This is a genomic window from Photorhabdus sp. CRCIA-P01, from assembly GCF_003545805.1.
Taxonomy (GTDB): Bacteria; Pseudomonadota; Gammaproteobacteria; order Enterobacterales; family Enterobacteriaceae; genus Photorhabdus; species Photorhabdus antumapuensis.
In genome coordinates this window covers 88,608-108,728 of sequence record NZ_NMQR01000003.1, presented here as the reverse complement: position 1 = coordinate 108,728, position 20,121 = coordinate 88,608, and the positions used below count along the sequence as shown (strand labels likewise).

The following is a 20,121-nucleotide window of genomic DNA, read 5'->3' as shown; positions in this document are numbered from 1 at the left end:
CATTCCCCTATTAATTACATTCACTAGGAGTATTGATATTCAGTGCAATATCTGTGCGGTAATGCATACCTTCAAAATGGACTTGTTTGGCCGTTTCATACAACTTTTTTCGAGCCTCGTTGAACGTCAGAGCTATTGAACTTAATGCAATAACTCTTCCTCCATTACTTATTAGTTTTCCATCATCAGATACAACGGAGGAATGAAAGACATGAGTATCTGAGAGTAACGGCAAGGTGATCTCATCACCTTTTCGCTCGGTAAAAGGATAACCTTCAGACGATATTTGTAAGGCAACAGAAACAAGCTTACTCCAGCGTACGTTTGCTTTGTCCAGCTGTTTTTGTAGGGTCAATATGAATAGTTCATGAAGGGGACTCTCCAGTCGTTCAAGGATTGTGAAGACCTCTGGATTGCCCAACCGACAGTTAATTTCAAGAAGGCTCGGCGTTCCTTTTTTGTCAATCATGACACCAAAATAGAGGAATCCTGTATATTCGATTCCTTCGGAATTAAGAGCTGACAGACAAGGTTCTACAATTTGGGTAATGATAGCATCATGCTGTGCGGAGGACAGTACTGGGGAATATGCTCCCATACCACCAGTGTTAGGGCCTTTATCCCCATCAAGCAGCTTTTTGTAATCTCGGCTTTCAGCCAGTGGTAGATAGTGTTTTCCGTCAAAGAGGATGGTGTAAGAGACTTCTTCACCTTCAATGAATTCTTCAACCAGCACTGGTCCGACATTTCTTGTAAAGAACTCTTCCAGAGTGTTTTGAACATGCTGACGATCCTGGGCTATCACTACACCCGTTCCCCCATGTACCATACCATCTGCTTTGATAACCACAGGTAAAGGCAATGTGTCGGCAAATTTTTGGGCCTGTTTCTGTGATTCACAAATTGCGCTGCAAGGTGTAGGTATTTGATATTTTTTCATGAATTCTTTGGAAAAGCCTTTCGACCATTCAAGTCGAGAAGCTTCACAGGTCGGAGCAATGATCGGTAACCCACGAGATTTAAAGTAGTCGGCTACCCCGGTTGCCAGAGTTTGAGTCGGTGTGATAAGCGTAAAGTCTGCTTTTAGTTCCAAAGCAGCCCTAGCTAGCCCCTCAACATCTCCTGAAGACACAGGAATGTTTTCCATTCCGGGTGCGCATGACGTAGCCGGATTACCCGGGGCTAACCATACTTTTTCTACTGCGGAGTCCTGTAATAATTTCCATGCCAGCGCCTGTGCGCCAGCACCTGAACCTGCTATAAGGATTTTCATTATAGTCTTCTCTCAAAACACAGGGTTAAAAGGAATCTCATCAGTTTTGCCACCTGACTAAATCATCAATCCAGTCGACAAAATATTCAATTCGTTCAGTAAGTTGTACATCACTGTTGCCGCTAATGATGGCGCTGACAACGTCATCTGTATAAGTTGTTGCCTGTTGATAAATTTGCCCGACTCTTCCTGGTAAGCAGAGTGTGGATATCCAGTCATAAGGAATTGAATCTGGCAAAGAAATCAGATATGCCGGACGAACAGGAACGCGAATTGATGCTGCGAATTCTGTTGGCTCAGTCCGGGCTTTCAGTACGTCATTGATACCGGCACAACTCTGTATCCAAGCTTTATGTATATTGATCCCCCAGGTGTGTTCTATTAACTCCCCCGTAAGTGAACCCACAGTACGGGCCGCGATCTCGCATAAAATTAATCGGTCATCGGCGGTGTGGAATATTTCGGCATGAAACCCGAGGGTAGGCGCAGCAGGCAACGCTGATATAGTTCGATAGGTAATACTGTTCAGTCGCTCTGCCAAGGGGGTAGCAGGATCAATAGTACGGCTGCCAAATATACCTGCATGCTGGTAGTCAAGAGCATTATTGATATAAGCGCAGGGAGCAAAGAATGAATCTCCTGCTTCATTAATTACACCGTTAACATGATACATATTTCCAGAGATGAACTTTTCTACCATCCAGCCATCAACGGTTCTGTCGCGGAAAAAATCGGATACTTCTCTGAGACTCCTACATACCTTAACGTATTTCGAGCTGCATCCATCCACCGGTTTTATCACAACCGGGAAATTATGCTCTTCACTGAAAGTTAGAACATCCAGCCAACTGCCAAGTCGTCTAAACGGAGCCACTTCAATGCCTGCACGTTGAAGGTAATCTTTCATTAAAACCTTATCTCGATACGCCAAGGCACTTTCAACGTTCTGGCCTGGAAGGCCATAATATTCCCGAAGTTGTGCAGCTCGGATAAGGTCAAATTCCGAATGAGGCAGAATCTGGCTGAATGAGGTGTGACGCCCTAATTCTGTGACGATAGATAAAACACCTTCACCGTCATCAAGGCTGTCGATCTGCCGGACGTACCGGTAACGGTGCTGAAGAGGAAATTGTGGTGCAGAACTGATAAGCCACAAGTCATCACGGCATTCCTCCAACCATTCTGCAAAGTTAATCTTGATGCTTCTTCCGAGGCATAGTATTGCCATGCTTTACCTCACATAACGTCAGAAATGGGTTTGATAATATCCAGTACGGTGAAATCGCCCCATTGAGTACCGTTATCAACAAGATGATTGACAGTCATGTCCTGCCGAGCACAACGTCTCATAATGCGTAAAAAAGCATGCCATTCATCGCTTCCATGGGGAACCGGGACAGGGATATCCGCTTCAATATAAAGTGGGAGCAGATGAGCAGATAAAATTTCGTTCGGTGAACATCTTGTCAGAATGGCTGCGGTATATCGTGCATGATCAGGCAACTGAAAACCGGTTTTCGACCATTCATTTATTGAGCATGAGAGAGGTTGATCGAAAATAAGGTTTCCCAGTCCAAAACATGTCAGCATGTTTTTGTGCCATTCAACACCTCGCAAGGAATGATGATGATGACCTATCACTAGGTTCACACCACATTGTGATAGTCGTTTTGATATTTCCTTTTCGTATCTTGTAATAACGTCTTTGCGAGTATGATCGCCCCAGTGCATCGCTGCAATAATAAAATCAGCTTGGCTACGGATATTGCTAACTAAGCATGAAAAATGCGACCAATCATCTTCATTGATGACAGTCATAATATCGGGTAACGCTCCGGGAACCACAGCGCCGGAAAAAGGAGGACTGTAATAATCTCTTGAACGTAACGCTGCAACGCCTCCCTGAAAACTACCGGCTTCAGTTCCGGCATAGTAAATGCCCGTTACGCCGAAAACAGCCACCCGGAGCCCTCTGCGTTCAATTAAAGCAGGTTTCCAAGCTTGCTGAAATGTCAGACCGGCCCCGGTGGTTTGCACTCCTACAGAATGTAATGCTTTCAAGGTGTCAGTCAGACCCTGCAATCCAGAATCCATGGCATGATTATTAGCAAGGGAAAGCACATCGAACAATGCCACGCCTTTGGCGTTTTTTACTGATGATATCGTCATCCCTCGCCGTCCGGGAATTGGCTCAGGTTTGTCGGTCAGTACACCTTCATAGTTGCCGATAACGATATCGGCATTCTCAACTAAAGACGTCAGGTGGCTAAAAGCAGAAACGGGATCTTCACGATTGATGAGCACATCCCCAAATGAAGCAATAGCAATACTCGACATAAAATCTCTATCCTTCTGATAACGCAGGTCGTTGCTCAAAGCCTTTTCTGCATAAAAATACGGGCATTCCCATCCGGGAAAGAGGGCACCTCACCAAAAATGCTATAACCATGCTTCAGATAAAAGTCAGGTGCCTGAATCGCCATCGTAAACAACACCGCCGTATGACATCCACGTAGGGTTGCTTTTTTTTCGGCCCGTTTCAGCAATGTACTTCCTAGTCCCTGCCGACGCAGTTCTTCCGGAAGAAAGAAATAACTAATGAAAAGCACACCCAGAGAGGTACGACCCACCAAGCCACCAACAACTTCACCTTGCTGGTCATGGACATAGAAATCTAGCGGCTGGTTGTCAGAAATATTGGTTTGTTCCACATTCCATATATCAAGTAATTGACTAATTTTCCCCCGGCTTTCAACATCACCCTGATCGGAACTTTTGATGGAGTGCCCGGAGTCCAGAATATCTCGATTCATGCATTGATCCTGATTGGCTGGGACGATATATCGGCCCGGTTGGTTATATTAAGTTGCCGTACTCGCCAAACGCGTTTCCAGAAATAACTGCTCATAATCACGACCGCGAGCTGTTAGTGCAGGCACCACAGGTCTGCCATCGGATAATTCGATCCAGATCCTTAATAAATGGCGCTGGTTGAGTACATCATCCTGAAACTCCGTGCGGGAATGCAGTGTGGTATAGTTGTTGAGAAAAAGGATTTCGCCAGGCTCAAGCATAAATTCGAGTCTGAACTCTGGGCGGTTACATATTTCATAAAATGTGTGGAGTCCAGTATCAAGTGCGTCAGGGAGAGCTAGTCCCTGAAGTTTTGCTGCTGCTCGCATATAAGCACCGAGACACATAGAGCTCACCCTGCCTGACATTTTTGAGAAAATCGGAATTTTGTATGGCGTGCAGGGAAGTTTACTAGAAGAGCGTTCAGCTGTAGCGTAATAATATCCTTCAAAAAGGGCGTCAAGTAGTTCTGGTTTTTCCCTTAACATTTGATTGTAGATGGCTAGGCCACTTACGATTTGAGTCAATCCCCCTGAAGCAGCCCCCCTCAAACACATAAGCCCAACAATTTCGAAGGCATCCGAATGAAACCCAAGCTCCCTATTAGACATATAGCCTCGATTATTCGGATTATTTTTCTCATTTCTTACATGCCCTATCCTGTGACCTTGTGAGTTTTGTACGACTGGACGTCCAAGACCTGTTCCAATTCCCCAGAATAGATGACTCAGGGTTGAGTCAGTAAACATTTCTCTCGGAATGCCTGACACTACCACAATCCCGCATCCTTCAATCAAACGCTGATTAATTATCTCCTGTAAGATAGTTATTTCCTCAAAGCGGAAATCTGACGCATTTAACGCTTCGCTGGGTCTATCTTCCATAGCGGATAGGTGATGCCTGAATGCTTTGATTTGTTCATCTGAAACAGGCAATAGCACGTCTTTCTTGCTTTTCAACTGCGCTGAGCACCATACTGCCGGATCGTCATCAATAATCTGATATGATTCGTTCATGTTGGCGTCCTCAATATGCACAAAGTTCACAATCTGGATGTTGCGGTTTATCTGCAACATGCGTTTGTAGAGTTGTGAATGAGATGGTTACCAGTTTCCCTGCTGAAATCATTGGCCATCCAACAAGTTTCCTGATGATATCCACAGACATCATCCCGCCAACAATCATTGCAGAATAACTGAAAGCCGAAGTCGCAGGGATTAAATCATGTTCTTCTCGCCAGGCGCGCATGGAGTAATAGTCAGGATCCTGAGTCCGTGACCACTTTTCGTCGCAGCGGAAACAACCGCTCTGGTCAGGGAATTTTGTCCAGAACATACCCATTCCGGCAGAAACGCTGTTGAAAACACCCGGAACTCCCATGGCAAAACAGGCGTCACTGATCCAACGGTCAGCAGCGATAACCGGTCGGTCAATTGCAGCTACGACGATATCGGGTTTGAATTGAGAAATTAATTCCTTAACAACATCTGAACCGGTTATACGCTTGAATACTGTATTTACCATGACGTCCGGATTGATCTTATTAAGACGAGATTTTAACCCTTCGACTTTCTGCATCCCTATGTCATCAACGGTATAAAGCTGCCTATTGAGGTTACTAAGTTCAATATCATCGAAATCAACGACAGTGATGGTACCGCAGCCAGTCATTGCCAGCGCCGTTGCCGTGCAGCTTCCAAGCCCACCACATCCCAACAGTAGCACATGCCCTTTGAAAAGTTTCTGCTGATACTCAGCGGGTGAAATGCCATTGTCACTTAACGCAGCAAATCCATTGAGATTTCGGGAATAACGCTCTCTTTGATCAGCACCGAGAGCCTGATAATCGAAATATTTCTCGTCCTGAACGAGGTTGTGAGACTGAAGTTCCTCGATCAATTTTGTTAACGCCGACTCTTCAACGTCATGACCGTTTTGCTTCAGTACTTCAAGGAGACCATTGCTGTTCAATTTTCCTTGCATGTGGTTAAGCGCAACTATTTTCCAGCCATCGGGATCTGGAATTATTTTGCTTGCTTCACCCTGACGGGTACCGGAATGTATTGCAATAACATTACTGCTAATCGGAACAGCAACCACCGTTGGTTGAAGCCGTGGATTGTTAAGTGAAATGGAACTCGCCATAGTTATGCCTCTTTAATTTTCACTACCGGCAAAAGAATTCCCCGGCGCCCTACATTCATGACCGGATCGAAGCTGGCACGTGCCTGAAAACCTGCAAACCGGCCACCATATACATAGGTATCCAAACCTGACCACATTGAATCTGTAACGCCAATATCAGGATGAACTGCGGAAATCACGCGACCGCGAATGTATCGTTGAATGACCCATGTTTCATCACTTTGCTCTGCAAGACGTAAGGTCGCTTCCCATTCCTGAGCGGAGGTAAACGGACCGACCAACAAACCTTCTCCTCTTGTTGCGTTAGAAGGTTTGAGCACAAGAGTCCCTCGTTCTTGAATTGCCCAGTCTACTAGATCGATTTGCTCTCCCTGAGGAGACGTTGTTTGGCACGCGCGGAGGATGCGTGTCCAGGGAATATGTTTAAGACAAAAAGCCCTTTCCTCTTCGGGCAGGAAAAAGAGCATTTGAGGATCACTTAGGACAGCCATTATGGCTTTATCTGCGAGCGGCCATTGGCAGATGAGAGGATTGATGAAAGTGACTTCACCATGAGATGTTGCAATAAGATATTCTTTAACTTCAGGTTCATCGATAAAGTCGCGCAAATCGAGTTTGTTATAGGCCACATCAATAACACGACCCTGCGGATCTATTACCTTGTTGTTATGCCGACGTAACAGAGATGCATCAATTTCCTCGGTAGGAACCCCCAGACGATTGAGGCCTTTTATCATCCAGGCTACCTCATTTTTGAACCGGCCTTTATAAGTGACAATGGCTACTCTGCTGGCTGGCTCTCCGGTACGTTCGCGATGAGTTTCCAATAATGTCTCAAGAAATAAATCGGGATTTTGGACAAAGGGCTGAAAATCGGCACTGGCTTCAATACCTTTCAGTAAAGGGTTTGACACCTTTGACCACAATGCACCTACAACCCCATTCTGGATCACTCCCCCGGGGCAATCGGTATTAGTTTCCAAGATCTGATAAGTACCATCTTCACTGAAAAGACCATCCAGACGGAAAATCCTGGTCAAAGGGGTATGATTTGGCAAATTAAATAAATAATGTTCGCTTCTCTTGTAAGTCGGAAAATATTCACGTATTGAGACATTTTCCACCCATGCATGAGCGAATTTTTCAAATATTCCTGTAAAACGCTCACCGATGCTGGCGAGTTGCCGAATTAGGTTATCAGACAAAATAAGAGGGCGAATTGAAACCGGATAGCTTTTGCCCTCAAAATTTAGTCCTCCATCAGCGAGTTTCTGGCTTAGGTTTTTCTGCGCTTCTAATAAAGAGGATTTTTCATTTTCGTTAAGACTAAGTATTTTTTTTTCAATCAAGACTTCATCCTGATAAAACAGAGTGTCATGAGGTGTCAATAATGAAGTGTTTATTTTATTCGCCATGCCTAACCGAACGGAAACCTGTTTCAGGGATTTTTCAAGTAATAATAATCCCTGCTCAAGGACATTGATTTCGATGGTCAGCGGAGGAAGTAATTTGATGACCTGTCCCAGCGGACCACATGTTTCTATAATGAGGCCTAACTCAGTGGCTTGGTTTCTGACATTTTCTGCTGCCTGCGAAGAAAAGAGTTCTAAGCCCCACAACATTCCTTTTCCTCGGATTGTTCTGATCAATTGGGGGTATTGTTGATGCAGGCCTAGCAGGTATTCATGCACGATTTCCGATTTATTTTTAAGGCTTCGCAAAAAATGTGAATCATGCCAGTAATCAAGAGCATATGTGGCACCAATAAATGCAAGGTTATTACCACGGAAAGTTCCGTTATGTTCTCCAGGTTGCCATATATCCAGTTCCGGTTTCATTAAAACAAGAGACATGGGAAGTCCATATCCTGAAACAGACTTTGCAAGGCAGACGATATCCGGTTTTATTCCAGCGTCTTCGAAACTGAAGAAAGTGCCTGTACGACCGCAACCAGCCTGAATATCATCAACAATAAGCAAAATATCGTTTGCGGCTGCGATCTCTGCTACACTCCGCAGCCATTCTACGCTCGCTACATTGACCCCACCCTCTGCCTGAATAGTTTCAAGAATAATTGCTGCTGGCAAGTCAATACCGGAACCCGGAGAAACTAGCATTTTCTCCAAAACGTCCAGTGACGTGTCATTCTGACCAAGGAAATTTTCGAAAGGAAGGCGTACTATATTGTTTAGGGAAACACCTGCCGCATTTCGTTTTTTCTCTCTGGCTGTGGCTGCAAGAGCGCCCAGAGACATTCCGTGAAACGCATTGGTGAACGCAACAATGTCGCTGCGCCCCGTCACCTTACGTGCGATTTTCATTGCAGCTTCAACTGCATTGGTTCCTGTCGGCCCGGTAAACTGAAAACGATACTGCAAGCCCCGTGGTTTCAGTATCTGCTGATTAAAGCTTTCAATGAATACCCGTTTTGCATTGGTATATAAATCCAGAGAATGCGTTATTCCATCTTTTTCAATATATTCAATGATATGAGATTTTAAGAGAGGGTTATTGTGACCGTAATTTAATGATCCAGCTCCTGATAAAAAATCAATCCATGATTTACCCTGTCTGTCAGTCACTAGAGCATTGTTTGCCGTAGTGAATATGGCCGGATAATTACGGCAGTAACTACGCACATTTGATTCGTATTTTTCAAAAGTTCTGCACGCGTCTTCAGTGAGAAATATCTCGTTTTTTATATTTTCATACACAGCATCAAACATTCTACAACGCAGCAATATCGTATTTTTACCAACCTCTCTTACTCGCTTCGCTAATCGTTCGTTATTTTCTGTAATATTGTGAAGAATATGCATCATGGTAATTGCATGATCTTCGTCCTCTTCAATATGTAATTTGAAAAATTCTAATCCCCGTTCAGAAATACCTAAGTGCGTAAGAGCATGCAATACAGGCTTATAGATCATTGGAACAATTGCTTCGGCCCCCAAGCAAAGTGCAGCTAAACCATCAGCAATTTCTCCTGAGCGACAATAATTCAGGACACACGAAGCAAAATGAGAGGTTTCTTCAAGCGCAGGAACAGAACTGACCTGTGCGCCTGTTTCCATCAGTGAACGCTGAAACAACTCAGCATGAGTGACTTTTCCCTCTTCATTTATTCCCATCTCTTCACGTAAATTTTCCATCAGATGATGAATATCATTGAAGTTATCAAGATGGCTGATCAGAGCACACAAAAAGCGAGTGAAGTTACGTGAATAATGATGATGTTGAATCAAGAAATAACGCATTCCGGACAGAGTGATTCGTTCTTCATTCATTGCGATGAGTAACGGGTGGTTAACCAGTTTTTTCACCGCATCTATATCTAGCCAGTCATCCCAGAGCCCTTCTCCGATAAGTAATCCTATATTTCTTTTACCGGGTAAAGTTACAGTTTGATTTTGTTCACTCACCTTGCCTCTCTCCTGTTTCTGAAATAAAACGCATCTCTGCTCTCTATAACAAACAGTCCTTTACTAGTAGCAACAGAATAATTACTGCGGTGCTTATAGCTTCTTAATACAATCAATATCAGTGAAAATAAATATTTAACATTTCATTGATGAAACCATAAATTATCTTAACTAGTATTTCAATAAATTATTGATCACATAAAGTAATAAACATTCAACTCCTTGAAAAATGAAATTAATATTTTTATGAGAATATGATAAGTACCAATCTTATTTGATTTCTGATTGAAATAATTACTATTAGGTATCATCTAATGCATCTAAATTAAGATTTCAAAATAGTAGATCACTTGAAGGGAACTAGTTTCTCATGTCGCCAGAACGCTTTGTGCAGCTCGCTCTTCGGCCAATCGTTGGATAAACTGGTTTACGTTATATAAATCAGTTGAAAATTAACTTACTCGGGGTGGGATCTGCCAAGGTAAATTTCGCCTGAAAAGGTGAGTCACTCAATACCTACCACCCAAAAGAGGCGGTAGGCTTACTAACTTAAAGCGATATTCTGGCAGTAAAATAATGAATATACCCGTTATCTTTCAAGTTGCCTCTTTGTTGGCTGCACTCACTCACCCCGGTCACATAGTTATCTATGCTCCCGGGGATTCGCTCCCTTGCCGTCGCGATCCATCTTGAAATCCATTGGGTATAAACACGCCCAGATGATGAAAATAATGGGAAAGATCAACATCCATTTTTATAAATGGTGTGGGCCACCGCCAACTTCCCCGCAATGTTGGCTGTATTAACTAATACAGCCATATTGGCTTTCGCGGAGATCCCCTTGGTTTCTCGGTCAATCATTCTCATCAGATACTTTGTCAAAGAATTGCCAACAATATTATTCTCCTTAGCCTCTAATACCGCATCTTGTATAATCATATCAATCTTTTGACTCTCTATCGCATCCTCTGGCTTGGTTGGTGTCGTAATTAATATCCCTTTTCCTCCCGGCAACATCCAATTTATTTCAATCGCTTTGGCAATTACGGCAGGATCATCAAGACGTTGTGGACTTTTGAATCCGCTGGAACGACAGTAAAATGCAGGAAAATCATCCGACTGATAGGATATAATGGGTACATTCCATGTCTCCAGGAATTCCAATGTTAATCCAATATCGAGGATATTTTTTGCGCCAGCACAGACCACGGCAACACGGGAACGCGTTAACTGAGTCAAGTCTGCTGATATATCCATACTCGTCTCCGCACCTCGATGTACTCCACCAATCCCCGCAGAACAGAAGAATTTAATACCCGCTATTTCTGCTGCAAGTATTGACGATGCCACGGTTGTCGCCCCCATACCGCCACTCGCTAATACGACCGGAATATCCCGACTCGTGACCTTTGGAACATGAGATGCAGTAGCAAATTTTTCAATGTGTTCATCCGACATCCCAATCAGAAATTCACCATTATCTATTCCTATCGTTGCGGGAACTGCCCCACTTTCACGAACAGCCTGCTCAACATGCTTAGCTGTTGTGACATTATCAGGGTAATCCAAGCCATGTGTAATCACATTGGATTCCAGAGCAACAACTGGTTTTCCTGATTCAAGTGCTTCTTTTACTTCACGGCTGAATTTAAGTGGAACGCTATGACTGATATTCATGCTATATACCTTTTAATTCTCTTGATATTATACCCGTTATCTTTCAAGCTGCCTCTTTGTTGGCTGCACTCACTCACCCCGGTCACATAGTTTGCTATGCTCCCGGGGATTCGCTCCCTTGCCGTCGCGATGCAACTCGAAATCTATTAGGTATATATATTGACATCTACTTATTAAATCTCACGGATTGTATTTATTACCGGCAATTTAAAAGCGAGATTATTTTCTCAATTTCAGTCACACCTTCATTTTCCAGCAGTTGATAGTGATCCGATATCAATTTAATTATTTTAGGTGGTGTTGATGAAAACCCGCCAGATTTTTCGATAAATGAATCATTATCTTTATTCGCCTTGAGAATAGTTATAGGTGCCTTTAGATATCTGTGATAAAGCTCATCAATACTGTACTTGAAATCATAAGTCAAAGTCACAATCCTAACGATACGTTTTACTAATGATGGCTCCAGGTTTTTAAAACGACTACATATAAAGTTAATAAATGTCGCTTCACTATTCACCTGTTCTAAGCAAGTTTTAACCATTGGGCTACTGATTGAACGAGCAAATACAGAAAAAAGTATTTGAACAAAAACCGGATTAGTAAATTCAGCGCCTTTATCATGATATTTCTCTTGCTTCATGTGAAGATGAGGCGATCCCGGTGCCAACAAGTTCAACGCCTTAACTTCTTCTCCGGCTTGTTCAAGCTGGTACGCAGCCTCAAATGCTACCCGGGCACCAAATGAATATCCCCATAATGTATAGGGCCCTTCTGGCTGTATTTTCTTTATCTCTTTAATATCTTTCTCTGCCATTCTCTGGATAGAAGAAAACGGTATTTCACTCTCGTTTATCCCATATGCCTGTATTCCATAAAATGCCCTGTCGGGAACCACTTTATTAGCCAGCAGCCTCAAACTCATAGGATATCCGCCCAAACCCGGCCAACAGTAAATTGGGTCCTGACTTGCCTGATTCAATAAGATTAATCTTGATATTGTTTTAGTATCGGCTTGCTCAATCCACTTAGCCAACTCTTCTATATTGGGAGATTGAAAAAGTATCTGTAGCGGAAAACGAATATTAAAGGCTTCATTGATCTTATTAACCATAGCTACGGCCATCAAAGAATTGCCTCCACTCTCGAAAAAATCATCGTGTGCAGAGACTGAATCCCATTTCATCACTTCCATCCAAATTTTTCCAAGCCTCAATTCAGTCTCTGTCCGTAATGGCACTAATGGTCTCTGTGTTGAGATATCTTCCACTGCTTTAGATTTTGACAAAGATTGATAATCCACTTTTCCATTGGCCGTCAAAGGTAATTTATCGAAAACTAATACCTTATTTGGAATCATATATTGAGGGAGTTGCTGATGAAGATCATCTTTAATGATCTCAACTGGCCCTTTCATATGAACAACATCTTCTTTCATACCTTCACAAGTATATTGCTCTTGGCTAACACACCCACCTATACAGAAATAAAATGCCGCCATAGGTCTATCAAGCGCATTAAGAATAGATCGCATCCTTTTCGCCGAAGGTAAATCGTTATTGCTCTCTGAGCTGTAACCAGATGACATTAATCCAATACACAATTGATTACTTTGCAACGCATGTAATCGACGACCCAGTGTAATATAATAATGCCATTCAGGGACACAACGTGGAATAATTGACACACCAAAACTGGAACGATCATAAACTTGCTGATTAATCGCGATAACATCCTTTTTCCGAACAATATCATCACTTATCCGCACAAATTCCCCGTTAGAAAAGTGATATAAACCACAGGGCATCTCAGGTATTTTATTGGCATGTGTTTGCAAATAAAGATCGGTATCAAATGGTGGTAATCTATTTTCATAGCGACATATTTCAAATGCACCAAGGTAATAATCCTGAATATTACCATCATACCAATCAGGACATTCAGCTTGATATTCACTTTCACCAATACCCAAGCCGATTTCCGGTAGTATGTCGTCAAAGAGCCCTATCATATGACCCGCTTCCATTTTCAGAACTTCTTGTATGTTGTTCTTATAAACGGGCTCAATGGCTTCACGCTTTCCAATAAAATGTACTTTTATCGTTGGCTTTTGCCGACGACTCAACGTCGAAATTTTTATTAACTCGTGAGTCACGGGGTGATAATAGTAAATCCCTGCATCCAAACCGAGAACATGATGCAATTCAAAATACATTTGAGTCGCATAGAGAGCACCCGGTGAAGCATAGGCATATTTTGGCAATAAACGTTGATGACTGGTAAACTGACCAAAATAACGCAACACATAGCCGAAATCTTTAAGTGTTAAATGACTCAGTGGCAAAGAACAAATTTCACGCTGCTGAGTGGTTGTCAGCAATGTTTTTAGTGTCTCTACCGTTATTTCTGTCCCCTCAAAATAGCGATATGTCTTGCGCCCAAAGGCATATTCTCTCTGTTTTATCTCTCCTTCTTTATAAGGCAGTAAGATTACAGGACGATTCTCACACAATTCTTCACTCCGACAACCAGAATTAGAAAGTTGAGCTTTCACCTGGAGTTTATTGGTTTTTGATTTGTGATGTGAGCTACTATTACCTTGGTCCATCAGCGCGGCTTCTTTTTCATCCAATTCCACACATGCCATGAGATTTTGGAAACCCGTTCTGGCATCTTTCTTAATTAACATTGCCGCCGTCTTTATCCAGCTATGTTCTTCAATCGCATGACGTATTTCATCAAGCTCAATACGATAACCCCGTAACTTGACCTGGCTATCAACCCGACCAACAAAATAAGTATTACCATCATTCCCTCTCGTCACCAGATCTCCCGTTCGATATAACCACGGATGTTTAGTTCCGAGTGCAAGGTGATTACAAATAAATTTATCTTTTGTCATTTCTGGTTTATGCAAATAACCACGTGCTAATTGAACACCCGCAATATAAAGCTCGCCAATTTCTCCCACCGCTACAGGTAATCTATTCTCATCAAGAACGTAGTATTCTGTATTATCTACAGGGATACCAATTGAAATAGATGTTTGATAATTCGGCAAAGCTTCATTTGTCACCCGGAAATACGATGAATTAATCGTACATTCTGTTGGGCCATATAAATTGATTAATTCACAGTAGGTAAAACTATTCAAAAATTGAGCGGCTAATTTGGTTGTCAGCGCCTCTCCTCCACTGAATACTTGAGTCAGTGATAAACAATCCAAAAAATTAGGATTATCTAGTAACGCTTGCAATAAAGTAGGAACACATTGCAAAGTCGTCACTTGATGTTGAAGAATTGTTTTAATAATCGCATCCGGATCGCGATAACATCCTAAAGGACCAATAATCACTTGGACGCCTATTGCCGGCGCTAAAATTTCCCATTGAGCAGCATCAAAACTCATTGGCGTTTTCTGCAAAATTCGAGAGTGCTTGCCTAAGCTGAACGCTTTTGCAAGAAATTTCATTTGATTCACAATACTGTGATGCTCAATCATAACTCCCTTTGGTTTACCCGTACTACCAGAAGTATAAATAATATAAGCCAGACTGGTTGAGTTGGGAACTCGAGCCGTATTGAGAATATCTTCTATTGTTCGTGTTTCTATCGTCAGAGCGACATCTTCCGGTGTGATAATTAATACCGATTTTGGTGCAATGTCCCGCAACTGCTCTTTTAAATGCGATTGGGTAAAAATCACATCAATACCAGAATCTTCTATCATATATTTGAGACGTTCAGCCGGATAGTCAGGCGATAAAGGCAAATAGGCTTTATTCGCTGATAAAATACCCCACGCACCACAAATTAAATCTATAGAAGGATCACAAAAAAGCCCAATACCCATTGAGTTTTTTGAGCTCATTTCTGATAGACAATATCCAATCTCTTTTACTTTTAAATAGAAATCAGCGTAATTGAGCGATTGTTCTTTATCAATAACAACATATCCATCTGCCTGGTGATTCAGTTGATTCTCAAGCATATCCATCAATGTTATTGCGTCTTCTTTAAGGCAAACATCAGTGATTAAATCACTTTGTGTAATATTATTTGCTAACATTTTCATTAACTTTATATAATAATAAAATAAATATCGCCGTAGTTAAAAATGACATTTTATCTACGAAATTCTAAGTATCTGTTTGATCATGATTGATGACTTATATTTTATTAAAATCATTCAATCAATTCTCTCCGGTGGTTCCGGATCATTTATTTGTGATTTCGTGATAAGATACATCTATCAAAATGTACCTCATCACGATACGGAATTATCAATTAATTCATTCATTGTTCTTTAAATATTCCAATATTAATTGAGAGACAAGAGAACATCTTTTCTTATCGTCATCGTTCATCCATGCTATTTTCTCAATCTCCGATGACGCTCATCTCTCTCTAAAGCGTTTTTATCTTCTTTCCCCAACGTCCCTTTTACCCCCTGGAATATAATATTTTAATAAAACAATAGGGCCAGTTTATTATTCAATCGGTGCTTCTTCGAAAGAAGGAGGAAGCAAAGGCGTGTTTGTAAATTGATTTGCGGCTGCCCGATAAAGGGTTAAACCATATTTTTTCCACAATTGATTCATGACATAAACCAGTTTCTGGTTATGTTCTTCTTCTTCCTCTAATGCCCTGGCAATAATATGCGACCACTCCTGTTCCCAGACAGGATAAGTCATTTCGTCTTGCTTGAATGAATAAGCCTGATTAAGCGCAGAAAATTTAGCGGGCTTCGATAAATCAGTTGTTGAAAACAGAATGCACAACATACCAACCCAGTAACATTTAATAATATTTTTACTTTCTTCAGCAGGTAAACGTGAAGCGATATTTTTCATTGCAAACAATGAGGTAACCAAATGAAGAAACAGAAAATCACCGGGTTTAGCGAGATAAATCAATGTGATGACATAGAATAACTGAGCCCAACTTTCTTCTACATCTTGTGTCTCAATCCAAACCGGCAAACGATATATTTCTGGGTGGCCTTGCATTAAGATACGCGCAATACGATATTGAAGTCCCGATCTCTTTAATTCAGGATGTATTAAATCGGTATCGGCCAGATTTTCATTATTAACCAACGAATTCACCCAATCGGTCAATTCTACTTTCCTTTCCTCCCACAGCGTTGACATTCTCAATATAGAATTAAAAGCATTCTTGTCGTTTAGCGAACTATCAATAAATGCTCTCTCTGAATGACAAGGAACATAGGAGAATGCCATGTAAGCAAGCCCTTCAATAATCATCCAAGGATGATCGATATCCAATGCCCAACCTAAATGAATGGTACCGTGAGTTAATGCACCAGCCCATCCAGACAAAAGCGTCGGCATATATTCTTGCAATACCTGTTCAATTCCTTTCTTTTTAATTTCCTCTTCAAAATAATCACAGTAAGAAGAATAACTTGTTCTCTTGCCTAAGAAATATTTCCAATTCGCACTGTCTATCACATGCTTTAATGTTTTAGGGGGTTCAAGCCCCATACCATAGGGCGTCAATTTAGCATAATTATCATAATAGTCTTTAATTCTACCCGCACTGATGCCCAAGCCATGCAGCGCTATCACAGCATGTTTAACGTGGTTAGTCAGGTGACCGTTAAATTCAATATGATATGAACGATCATTAAGTAGTTTGTTAATCATTTTTTTACCTTATCGTTGATGCTATTATTATTTTGACTCAGTTGTTTTTCTAGTTAGGTAAATTCCTACTAACACAAACAATACCCCAACAATCTTCACTAACCCAGGAGTAATCCCCTGATATAACCAATCAAGCAGTACCGCTGATAACATTTGCCCGGCAATAACAAGGATGGCGGCATTCATTGCCCCTAATTTAGGGAAAATATAGCTACTGACTGCGACAAACAGAGCGCCAAACACCCCACCCATATAAGCCGCTGCTGGAATAGCGTCAAAATCCCATTCATTCCATTGCCAACTCGATAAAAGCGTTAATACCACTGTTAAGAGAAGAAAACCACCGATATGATTCCAAAGCGAAGCGCCAAAAGAACCTATCGAGACACTTAATTGCCCATTAATCGTCCTTGTCGCCGCTATAAATATGCCATTTAAAAAGGCAATAAAAATCAAACTTAACATTAGTTGCTTCCCCCAAACAGAATTAACATACTGCCAAATAGAACAAAGAGAATAACGTATAAATCTTGTATCACTATCTTTCTTTTTCTTGTTCTTAAAAGCCCGAAATGATCAGCAACCAGACCAAAAATTATTTGCCCAACTAACCCTAATGAAATTGTACTAGATAATGGTAACCCACCATTAATAGCAACAGCCGCTAGCACAACAGTAAGCGCACCAGGAATACCACCAAGATAAAACCCTATAGGAATATTCGATTTCTTATGTTTATTTTCGTCTGTTTCTTTTTTAGAAAAGAATCTAGCCACAATAATAAACAATATCAAAGCAACAATCGCACCAATACCATGAGCTACCCATGATGCAAAAAAAGGTGTTGTACTTTCCGACAATATGCTATTAGTGTAAATCATCAACGTCAGTAGACTTCCACCAATAACTGCCAATAAGATATTTCTTATCGTATTAATCACTTAAGTATATTCTCCTCAATAATATGGAGTACGTCATCAAAACAATTAGCAATCCAGGTTGGCCTGGCTTCTTCCAACATACCGACACTATGTATACCATATGTCACTGCTATTGATCGCATGCCAGCTGCCCTTGCCATATAAATATCGTGAGTGGTATCACCTACCATAATAGCCATCACTGGTACAGCACCGTAATATTCCAAAATTTTCTTTCCTGATTCCGGATCAGGTTTAGGTTTTGAAACGTGATCAGCACCAATTATCCGGTCAAACACAGCGTCTATTCCCGCAGCCTCAAGTAATGCTGTCGCACTTGCGGTAAATTTGCTGGTCGCTACCGATAGTTTTACATCTTTTTTGTTTAAAGCGATTAATCCATCTTCAACACCAGGAAATAACAATTCCTTTGCTTTTGGCAGAATACGCCGACGATACTGCAATTGATATTGTTCAACAGCTTTAGAAATTAACGCCTTTTCAATAGATATATTTAAGAGCGTTGCAAATGCTTTTTCTAAAGGCAGGCCAATTGTAGCGCGAATGTTTTCATCTCCTGCTAATGGAATGTTAAATACCTTAAAAACAGCATTGAACGTTTCTATTATTGCTCGAGAAGTATCAAACAATGTACCGTCTAAATCGAAAATAAGTATTTTATTCATTAAAAATATCTTTAAAAGATCCTCAGTTATAAAAATAACTTAATAATTTGGCAATTTAATCAACAAGGTTTCTTTGAGTTTAATTTCAGGAAAATAAACCTCTTCATTCCATTTTTCCTGTTCGATTGGCTCTAATGAAATGGAAATAACCTCTTCTCTACAACCAAATATCTTTGTTACCACCTTTGTCAATGCTAAAGATAAGATATCTTTATCTTCTTGTGAGAGGGGGGCAGGAAAATGTTTTATACTAATATGTGGCATATGTCATCCTTTCAATTCTAAAAGAGAATTACTCTATTTTTTATATGGCATTCACGATGGTTTATACGTTCCAAAATATCGATCACCAAAATCACCAATGCCTGGATTCATAAAAGCATCTTCATTAAGTCCATTTTCAATTGAAGAAGTAACCAGTTGAATTTTAGGGTATGATGTCATGATGCTATTAAGACCAACAGGCGAAGAAAGAAAATTAACAACAATAATATTATCTTCAGGTACGCCTTTTTCTTTTAATAAATCGATAGCCTTAGCTAATGATCCGCCCGTCGCCAACATAGGCTCGAAAAGTAAAATAGTTCTCGTCGCAATATCATCAGGTAAATTCGAATAATAATAATGAGGCAGTTTTGTCAATTTATCTCTTTGAATAAGAATTTTTCCCGCTGGGGAATCAGGATACATTTTTCTATATTCACCTTCTATGCTTTCTCCGGCACGTATTACCGACACACCACAAAGTTTAGTATTTAAAACGGTTCCATTATAAATATCCCCAATTGGGGTTTGAATATGATGAGAGGTATAGGGTAGCAATTCAGATGCTGCCTCTAATAATAATCGAATAATCCGATCAGAATAAAACACAAATTCCGATTGTTCGGCGTTACGATTACGCGCTTTTGTATGCAAAGAAGTCAAATACTGACTTTTCGGTAAAACATGTACGTTCTTATAATTATCCATTATAACTCCAATTAATATTTATACCCTTCATCTTTCAAGCTGCTGCTTTGTTGGCTGCTTTCACTCACCCCAGTCACATAGTTATCTATGCTCCTGGGGATTCATTCACTTGCCGCCGCGCTGCAACTCGAAATCTATTAGGTATATAAATAAATGTTATTCAGTTGTGCTTGATCTAAAATAAACTGGTGATAATCAATGTGTCTATTGAGATCATCCACATATCGATTAAAAGATAAACTCTCATATCCATTCTCTTAATGCAATAGGCCGAATCTACAGAATATTTTATATACTACTACTTTATTATTTAAATAGTTGTATTTAGCAATAAAATCAAAAATAGGCTCTTAAATTCAAGCCTTATTTTCAGACTTGTCTTATTTCTCTATAAACCTTTATATGGAACCATAATCTGACTTGTCAGAAAAATAAAAAATGGATAGATTTTAAAAGATAATTGCTATGGAGAACGGAGAAATAGAGCTTGGCATAGGTGGATAA

The 20,121-nt window shown here is 40.8% G+C and carries 16 protein-coding genes and 1 pseudogene; all 17 read right to left on the bottom strand.

The features are described from left to right. Positions 1–10: 10 nt before the first annotated feature. The gene (gene purD / locus D3222_RS03145) at positions 11–1,273 is read right to left on the bottom strand and encodes a phosphoribosylamine--glycine ligase (protein WP_118984818.1); all 1,263 of its coding nucleotides are present in this window, start codon (positions 1,271–1,273) and stop codon (positions 11–13) included. Between the two features lie 40 nt (positions 1,274–1,313). Further along, a complete protein-coding gene (locus D3222_RS03140) occupies positions 1,314–2,501 on the bottom strand; it encodes an ATP-grasp domain-containing protein (protein ID WP_118984817.1) in 1,188 nt (395 codons plus the stop codon). 8 nt (positions 2,502–2,509) lie between these two features. Continuing rightward, positions 2,510–3,610, bottom strand: a complete 1,101-nt coding sequence (locus tag D3222_RS03135; protein ID WP_118984816.1) for a CapA family protein — start codon at positions 3,608–3,610, stop codon at positions 2,510–2,512. Between the two features lie 35 nt (positions 3,611–3,645). After that, complete coding sequence (locus D3222_RS03130) at positions 3,646–4,086, bottom strand: GNAT family N-acetyltransferase (RefSeq protein ID WP_113024496.1); 441 nt, start codon at positions 4,084–4,086, stop codon at positions 3,646–3,648. 48 nt (positions 4,087–4,134) lie between these two features. Next, positions 4,135–5,142, bottom strand: coding sequence for a TauD/TfdA family dioxygenase (locus D3222_RS03125; RefSeq protein ID WP_157975279.1), 1,008 nt, complete (start codon positions 5,140–5,142; stop codon positions 4,135–4,137). 10 nt (positions 5,143–5,152) lie between these two features. Continuing rightward, a complete protein-coding gene (locus tag D3222_RS03120; RefSeq protein WP_118984814.1) occupies positions 5,153–6,271 on the bottom strand; it encodes a ThiF family adenylyltransferase in 1,119 nt (372 codons plus the stop codon). A gap of 2 nt (positions 6,272–6,273) precedes the next feature. Further along, positions 6,274–9,693, bottom strand: coding sequence for a diaminobutyrate--2-oxoglutarate transaminase (gene ectB, locus D3222_RS03115; RefSeq protein ID WP_118984813.1), 3,420 nt, complete (start codon positions 9,691–9,693; stop codon positions 6,274–6,276). A 368-nt stretch (positions 9,694–10,061) separates the two neighbouring features. Next, positions 10,062–10,112, bottom strand: coding sequence for a hypothetical protein (locus D3222_RS26595; protein ID WP_369973495.1), 51 nt, complete (start codon positions 10,110–10,112; stop codon positions 10,062–10,064). 322 nt (positions 10,113–10,434) lie between these two features. Continuing rightward, entirely contained in the window at positions 10,435–11,370 is a 936-nt protein-coding gene (locus tag D3222_RS03110) for a pseudouridine-5'-phosphate glycosidase (protein ID WP_118984812.1), read from the bottom strand. A 196-nt stretch (positions 11,371–11,566) separates the two neighbouring features. Then, a complete protein-coding gene (locus D3222_RS26945) occupies positions 11,567–12,730 on the bottom strand; it encodes a thioesterase domain-containing protein (RefSeq protein WP_441339091.1) in 1,164 nt (387 codons plus the stop codon). Between the two features lie 1,389 nt (positions 12,731–14,119). Further along, positions 14,120–15,361 (bottom strand): annotated as a pseudogene (locus D3222_RS26940) (amino acid adenylation domain-containing protein); the annotation flags it as partial. A gap of 499 nt (positions 15,362–15,860) precedes the next feature. After that, positions 15,861–17,039, bottom strand: a complete 1,179-nt coding sequence (locus D3222_RS03095) for a questin oxidase family protein (RefSeq protein WP_118984810.1) — start codon at positions 17,037–17,039, stop codon at positions 15,861–15,863. Positions 17,040–17,066: 27 nt separating this feature from the next. Continuing rightward, positions 17,067–17,504: a DMT family transporter gene (locus D3222_RS03090; RefSeq protein WP_118984809.1), complete on the bottom strand. Its 438-nt coding sequence runs from the start codon at positions 17,502–17,504 to the stop codon at positions 17,067–17,069. Continuing rightward, positions 17,504–17,980, bottom strand: coding sequence for a DMT family transporter (locus tag D3222_RS03085; protein WP_118984808.1), 477 nt, complete (start codon positions 17,978–17,980; stop codon positions 17,504–17,506). The genes D3222_RS03090 and D3222_RS03085 overlap by 1 nt, the downstream gene beginning before the upstream one ends. Continuing rightward, entirely contained in the window at positions 17,977–18,645 is a 669-nt protein-coding gene (locus D3222_RS03080) for an HAD family hydrolase (protein ID WP_118984807.1), read from the bottom strand. The genes D3222_RS03085 and D3222_RS03080 overlap by 4 nt, the downstream gene beginning before the upstream one ends. A gap of 39 nt (positions 18,646–18,684) precedes the next feature. Then, positions 18,685–18,909, bottom strand: coding sequence for a tautomerase PptA (gene pptA / locus D3222_RS03075; RefSeq protein ID WP_118984806.1), 225 nt, complete (start codon positions 18,907–18,909; stop codon positions 18,685–18,687). A 51-nt stretch (positions 18,910–18,960) separates the two neighbouring features. Continuing rightward, positions 18,961–19,617: a uracil phosphoribosyltransferase gene (gene upp, locus D3222_RS03070; protein WP_118984805.1), complete on the bottom strand. Its 657-nt coding sequence runs from the start codon at positions 19,615–19,617 to the stop codon at positions 18,961–18,963. Positions 19,618–20,121 lie beyond the last annotated feature (504 nt).